Raw genomic sequence first — 6,514 nt, 5'->3', positions numbered from 1 at the left:
CCCCACCATTTGGTGGGGCCCGCCGTCGTTGGTGCTGCAATTAGTGGTGGAAACGTCTGCCGGGGCGAAGGGGGAGCCCGCGGCCCGCTGCGGCCGCCTTCGCCGCTTGTCCTGACTCCGGCCCCGGCGCCGGAGGGACCCCACACGCCGGAGGGAACCCGCAGCACCGGAGGGAACCCGCAGCACCGGAGGGAACCCGCAGCACCGGAGGGTGATCAGCGGGAGCGGGCGGACTCCAGCAGGTCCTTCAGGCCGTCCAGGGCGTTCTCGACGTCCTCAGGGCTGTAGCGGGCAGGAACGGCCCCGGGGGCTACGGCGAGCTTCACCACGCAGCCGAAGGGGAAGTCCTCGGTCATGACCTCGAGCAGGGAGCGTGCGTCCACACCCTGCCGGCCATCCTTGCTGATCGTGACGGGCAGCCCGGTTTCATGGACGGCGCGGACAAACAGCGCCGCAGGCCGTGCGTGCAGTCCGATGGCGGCCTGCACGATGGCGTTCCGAACTGGCAACGGGACTCCCTCGTCTCTCCTGGGGTTGTACTGCCGGCGGGACACCGGCGGATTTAAGCCTAGCCGGGGCCGCGTTAGCGGGCGAACCAAGTCGGCAGTGTGGTCTAGACCTGTCCGCCGCGTGGCTTAACCTAGAGATATGACTCATTCCGGAAGGCAGCGCAGTGGCGCCCTCTGACGCGGCAGCCATGGCAGGCGAGATCGACCGGCACAACGGGACGCCCATCTATGTCCAATTGAGGGAAATCCTCCGGGCCCACATTGCGAGTGCCTGCCCGCCGGGGTCGGCGTTGCCCTCAGAGCGGGACCTTGCCGAGCGCTTCGGGCTGGCGCGGATGACGGTGCGCCAGGCCATCGATGCGCTTGTCGGCGAAGAGGTCATCGAGCGCGTGGTGGGCTTGGGGACGTTTGTCCGCAAACCTAAACTGGATCTTCAGGTCAAACTGACCTCCTACAGCGAGGAAATGCAGCGCCGCGGCATGGTCCCGGCTGCCAAGGTCCTCAGCTTCGAGCAGATCGGTGCCAGCGCGTTCCTGGCCCGGGAACTTCAGCTGGAGGAGGGAACGCCCCTGGTGCGGTTCCGCCGCCTCCTGCTGGCGGACAACGAACCCATGAGTGTGGACGAGAACTTCATCCCTGCGCACCGGGTGCCGGGGCTGCTCGATGGTGAGCCGCCGACGTCGCTCTACAACGTCCTGAGCGAGCGCTTCGGGCTGGTGATGGAATGGGGGGAGGACATGATCGAGGCGACTGCTGCGTCGCCGTCGACGGCCCGCCTGCTCAACGTCGAGGTGGGATCGCCGCTGCTGAAGATCCAGCGCCACGCCTTCGTCGCCCGGGCCATGGTGGACTACTCGGTGTCCTATTACCGGGCCGACCGGTACAAGCTCTGGGTGCCTCTGCAGCGGCCAGGCGTCCGCCCGACACGAAACTACGCCTCCGGATACCGCCCCTGACACCAACGCGGGGTCACATTGCGCCCATCCCGGCGGCTCCGATGGGCGCGATGTGACCCCGCGTTGGTGTGTGGTGGCTGGGGATGCAAAAAGGCCCGGTCCTGAGGGACCGGGCCTTTTTGGTGTCTACCGCAGCCGGTTAGTGGCTGAGCGTCTTCTGGTTCTCACCAGATTCGATAGCCTCGTGTTCGCCGTGGTGGCCATGGGCCGCCGCGAGCTCAGCGGGCGTTGCAGGTGCAACCCGGTCCTCGAAGAACCACTGGGAAAGCTTCGCACGCCGCTTTTCCTTGCTGTCAACGACGCCATTGGCGTTCGGCTCTGCGGGAAGCGGAGACGGCGACTCGAAGCCGACGAGCTTGTAACGCTTGTACTCGTCGAGCGGTGCGTGGACCTCGATGAACTCACCGTGCGGCAGGCGCACGATGCGGCCGGTTTCGCGGCCGTGCAGTGCAATTTCGCGGTCCTTGCGCTGCAGGGCCAGGGCGATGCGCTTCGTGACGACGAACGCGATGACCGGGCCGATGAAGAACAGTGCACGCAGCCAGTAGGTCACATCGTTCAGCGACACGTGGAAGTGCGTGGCGATGAGGTCCGAGCCGGCTGCTGCCCACATCACGCAGTACCAGACGAAGCCGGCCATGCCGATGGCGGTCCGGGTCGGGGCGTTACGCGGACGGTCCAGGACGTGGTGCTCGCGGTTGTCCTTGGTGATCCAGCGTTCGATCCACGGGTAGGTGAAGAGAACGGTGAAGATGATGCCCGCAGGGACCAGGGCCGGGAGCAGCACGTTGAAGGTGAAGACATGCCCGAACCAGATCTGTTCGACTTTCCAGTCACCGATGATGCCCGGCATCAGGCGCAGGGCGCCGTCCACGAAACCGATGTACCAGTCAGGCTGGGTGCCCGCCGAAACGGGGGAGGGGTCGTAGGGGCCGTAGTTCCAGATCGGGTTGATGGTGAAGAAGCCCGCCATGAGGGCGATGACACCGAACACGATGAAGAAGAAGCCGCCGGCCTTGGCCGCGTAAACCGGGCCGAGGGGGTAGCCGACGACGTTGCCGTCGTTGCGTCCCGGACCGGGGTACTGGGTGTGCTTGTGCACGACCACCATAAAGAGGTGCATCACGATCATCAGGAGGATGAGCGCCGGCACCAGCAGGATGTGGAGCATGTACAGGCGGCCGATGATGGCCGTGCCGGGGAATTCCCCGCCGAAGAGGAAGAACGAGATGTACGTTCCGATTACCGGGATGGATTTGATCACGCCGTCGATGATGCGCAGGCCGTTGCCGGAGAGCAGGTCATCGGGGAGGGAGTAGCCGGTGAAGCCGGCAGCCATCGAGAGGATGAGCAGCACGCCGCCCACCACCCAGTTCATTTCGCGGGGCTTGCGGAAAGCGCCGGTGAAGAACACGCGGAGCATGTGCACAGACACCGAAGCCACGAACAACAGGGCCGACCAGTGGTGGACCTGGCGCATGAACAGACCGCCGCGGACATCGAAGGAGATGTTCAGCGAGGAGCTGTAGGCCACGGACATTTCAACGTTCTTCAGGGGCATGTAGGAGCCCGCGTAACGCGTCTCCGCCATGGAGGGATCAAAGAAGAACGTCAGGAACGTGCCCGAGAGCAGCAGGATGACGAAGGAATACAGGGCCACTTCGCCGAACATGAACGACCAGTGGTCCGGGAAGACCTTACGGCCAAATTCGCGGAGGATCCCGGAGCCGCCCACGCGCTCGTCAACGAAGTTGGTAATGCGGCCGCCCTTGGTCTTGGCGACGAAGGCGGGGGCATCAGGCGTTGCGGTTGCGCTCATGCTCATCACGCTCCCAATAGCTAGGTCCTACAGGTTCGTTGAAGTCGCTCGTGGCGACCAGGTAGCCCTCGGAATCAACTGCGATTGGCAGCTGGGGGAGAGGCCGGCTGGCCGGGCCAAAGATAACCTTGCATTCCTGGGTCAGGTCGAAGGTTGACTGGTGGCACGGGCACAGCAGGTGGTGGGTCTGCTGCTCGTACAAGGCAACAGGGCAACCAACGTGGGTACAGATCTTCGAGTACGCGACAATTCCGTTGTAGCCCCAGTTTTCGCGGCCGGGGGAAGGATTGAGTGACTCGGGGTTGAGGCGCATCAGCAGAACGACGGCCTTGGCCTTTTCGTTCAACTTGCCTTCGTGCAGCTCGTTCAGGCCTTCCGGAATGACGTGGAAAGCTGAGCCGATGGTGACATCGGAGGCCTTGATGGGGGTGCCGTCAGGGTCACGGGTGAGCCGCTTGAGCTTGCCATCCTGGGGTGCCCACATGGTGTGTGCCAGTGTGTTGTCAGGACGCGGACCCAGGTCTCCGAAGACGGCGAGGGCCGGCAGGGGAGCCAGCGCCACGGCGCCCAGAAGGGTGTTGCGGATCAGCGGCCGGCGCTTGATGCCGGTTTCCTCGACGATGTCGTCGACGATCCGGACAGCGGCCAGGCGGTCTTCCTCGGTGCGGATGGCATGGCGCTCTTCCGAGACTTCATGGTCCGGCATGAGGGCCTTGGCCCAGTGCACGATTCCGGTGCCGATGCCGAGCATGGCGAACGCGGTGCCGATTCCCAGCAGCGCATTCTGCAGCCGGATCGTCGCGATCGATGTGTCGTCCCCCAGATCGATGGCAAAGTACGCCACCAGGAATATCAGGGTGCCAACGACCGAGCTCCCGAAAAGAAGGGCTACCTGCCGTTCTGCTCGCTTTGCGGCCTTCGGGTCCGTGTCAGCCAGGCGCAAACGATGCGGGGGAATTCCAGGATCCTGGAACTTCTCCACCTCATTCTGACCAGCCGTAGCTACGGTGCCCGAGTGGTTCGGACTGCCGTCACTATGGTTGCCCATAATTCGCCTCATCCCTCTCTCGTCTCGGCGAGTGCCGAGTTAGCTTTCAATTCAGACTGCTGACGGGTCAGCAGAAAACTTTTACAGGTGCAGCAGGTGGGCTTAGGACGTCCGGGACGTAAGCCAGATGGTGAAGGCAATGATGACGCCCAAACCGGCGATCCAGATGAACAGACCTTCGGAGACCGGGCCCAGGGCGCCAAGATCCGCGCCGCCGGGTGAACCGTTGGCTTCGATCTGCTTCAGGAAGGTGATGATGTCGCGCTTGCCCTCGGGGGAAATGTTGGCGTCACTGAAGACCGGCATGTTCTGCGGTCCGGTGACCATCGCTTCATAGATGTGCTGGCCGGACACGCCCGCCAGGGCCGGAGCAAATTTACCCCGGGTCAGCGCACCGCCGGCAGCGGCAGCGTTGTGGCACATGGCGCAGTTCGTGCGGAACAGCTCGCCACCGGCGGCGGCGTCGCCCTTCTCGTCGAGAAGACCTGCCTCGGGGATGGACGGGCCGGGGCCGAGCGAAGCAACGTAAGCTGCGAGCTGGCGCGTCTGCTCCTCGTTGAACTGTGCCGGCTTCTTGTAGGCCTGCGGGCCGTTCATCTGCATCGGCATGCGGCCGGTGCCGACCTGGAAGTCAACGGCAGCGGCGCCGACGCCAACCAGGGACGGGCCGGCCTGGGAGCCGCTGGCGCCCATGCCGTGGCAGGTGGCGCAGTTGGCAGCAAAGAGTTTGCCGCCCTCCTCTGCGTCATTTGCGTTGGTGCTGGTGGTGGCTTTGGCCTGGTTGACGGTGCTGGCAACGGCGTACAGCCCACCAGTGACCAGGAGGCCCATCAGCAGCAGCGCAATTGCTGCCAGAGGGTGACGTCGCTTCTGCGAGAGTGCCTTCACGTGGTGGTTCCTTTTTTCGATCCTGCGTTGGCTCCGAGAGCCGCTTCTTGAAATTCTACCTCTTGTAGAAAAGGAGTAAAGTCTTGCTACTTGAGGACGTAGATGACCAGGAAGAGGCCGATCCAGACGACGTCGACGAAGTGCCAGTAGTACGAGGTGACAATCGCGGAAGTTGCCTCAAAGTGGCCGAACTTCTTTGCTGCGAAGGATCGGCCCATGATGAGGAGGAAGGCAACCAGACCACCTATAACGTGCAGTCCGTGGAAGCCGGTGGTGATGTAGAACGCCGAACCATAGGCGTTGGAGGAGAGCGAGACATGCTCGGAAACGAGCATGGTGTACTCAGTCGCCTGGCCGGCCACGAAGAAGGAACCCATGATGAAAGTCAGGGTGAACCATTCGTTCATTCCCCAGCGGGTGAAGCTGAGGCGGCCGCCGCTTCGACGCGGCTGAAGCCGCTCAGCAGCGAAGACGCCCATCTGGCAAGTAAAGGAACTTGCCACGAGGACGATCGTGTTTACGAGCGCAAAGGGAAAGTTGAGCTTGGCTGTCTCTTCGGCCCACATCTGTCCGGAAGTCGAACGGAGTGTGAAGTACATGGCAAAGAGACCGGCGAAGAACATCAACTCACTGGACAGCCAGACTACGGTTCCAACAGAAACCATGTTCGGGCGATTCAGCGTCGGGTGCGCCGGGGTACTGGGGGCATGGGTCGCAGATGTCACATAGACATTATGTCTATAAAACTCGCCCGTGCCCAACGCAAACCGCGTTTTCGGGGGACTTTTTCTACAAAGACGCGAATTCGCGCGGAAAAGTTCCCGGCCCTGTTCACATTGGTCATTGCACTGCGCACCTCGATAGCATCAGAAGGTGACTTCTCAGGCATCTGCACAGGCGGCAGGCAACACCTGGCCGCGGCTCATCAACGCACTCATTAATGGTACGGATCTCACCACCGGCAATACGGAGTGGGCGATGAACTCGATCATGTCCGGTGAGGCCACGCCCGTCCAGGTTGCCGGTTTCCTCGTGGCTCTGCGCTCCAAAGGCGAGACCGTGGATGAACTTGTGGGCCTCGTCGCGGCAATGATCGCGAACGCAAGCCCCATTGAGATTGCAGGCCAGAAGCTGGACATCGTCGGAACCGGCGGCGACCAGCAGAACACGGTCAACATTTCCACCATGGCCGCGCTGATCGCCGCCGGCGCGGGCGCCAAGGTGGTGAAGCACGGCAACCGGGCAGCTTCCTCCACCTCCGGTTCCGCTGACGTCCTCGAGGCCCTGGGGGTCC

Annotated in this window: 6 protein-coding genes and 1 pseudogene; 2 read left to right on the top strand and 5 right to left on the bottom strand. The window is 63.2% G+C overall.

Going from position 1 to position 6,514, the window contains the following annotated elements; translation table 11 throughout:
• Positions 1 to 215: 215 nt before the first annotated feature.
• A complete protein-coding gene (locus tag BJQ90_RS21015) occupies positions 216 to 509 on the bottom strand; it encodes an HPr family phosphocarrier protein (protein ID WP_226762116.1) in 294 nt (97 codons plus the stop codon).
• 188 nt (positions 510 to 697) lie between these two features.
• Between BJQ90_RS21015 and BJQ90_RS21010 the strand changes: the two genes are divergently transcribed.
• On the top strand, positions 698 to 1,465 hold the full coding sequence (locus tag BJQ90_RS21010; RefSeq protein WP_226762125.1) for a GntR family transcriptional regulator: 768 nt from the start codon (positions 698 to 700) through the stop codon (positions 1,463 to 1,465).
• Between the two features lie 139 nt (positions 1,466 to 1,604).
• Here the strand turns inward: BJQ90_RS21010 and BJQ90_RS21005 are convergent, their stop codons facing one another.
• The 4 genes from BJQ90_RS21005 to BJQ90_RS20990 all read right to left on the bottom strand — a co-directional run bounded on the left by BJQ90_RS21005 (position 1,605) and on the right by BJQ90_RS20990 (position 5,885).
• On the bottom strand, positions 1,605 to 3,284 hold the full coding sequence (locus tag BJQ90_RS21005) for a cytochrome b (RefSeq protein ID WP_226762115.1): 1,680 nt from the start codon (positions 3,282 to 3,284) through the stop codon (positions 1,605 to 1,607).
• Positions 3,262 to 4,332, bottom strand: a complete 1,071-nt coding sequence (locus tag BJQ90_RS21000; protein WP_226762114.1) for a ubiquinol-cytochrome c reductase iron-sulfur subunit — start codon at positions 4,330 to 4,332, stop codon at positions 3,262 to 3,264. The genes BJQ90_RS21005 and BJQ90_RS21000 overlap by 23 nt, the downstream gene beginning before the upstream one ends.
• A 102-nt stretch (positions 4,333 to 4,434) precedes the next feature.
• Positions 4,435 to 5,220: a c-type cytochrome gene (locus BJQ90_RS20995; RefSeq protein ID WP_226762113.1), complete on the bottom strand. Its 786-nt coding sequence runs from the start codon at positions 5,218 to 5,220 to the stop codon at positions 4,435 to 4,437.
• 86 nt (positions 5,221 to 5,306) lie between these two features.
• Complete coding sequence (locus BJQ90_RS20990; protein WP_226762112.1) at positions 5,307 to 5,885, bottom strand: heme-copper oxidase subunit III; 579 nt, start codon at positions 5,883 to 5,885, stop codon at positions 5,307 to 5,309.
• 208 nt (positions 5,886 to 6,093) lie between these two features.
• On the opposite strand from BJQ90_RS20990, the pseudogene BJQ90_RS20985 reads away from it, so the two are divergent.
• Positions 6,094 to 6,514 (top strand): annotated as a pseudogene (locus tag BJQ90_RS20985) (anthranilate phosphoribosyltransferase); the annotation flags it as partial.

Source organism: Arthrobacter sp. SO3, from assembly GCF_020532825.1.
In the GTDB taxonomy this organism is placed as follows: Bacteria; Actinomycetota; Actinomycetes; order Actinomycetales; family Micrococcaceae; genus Arthrobacter.
Note: the sequence above shows the minus strand (reverse complement) of the source record. Positions and strands in the feature narration are given on the sequence as shown.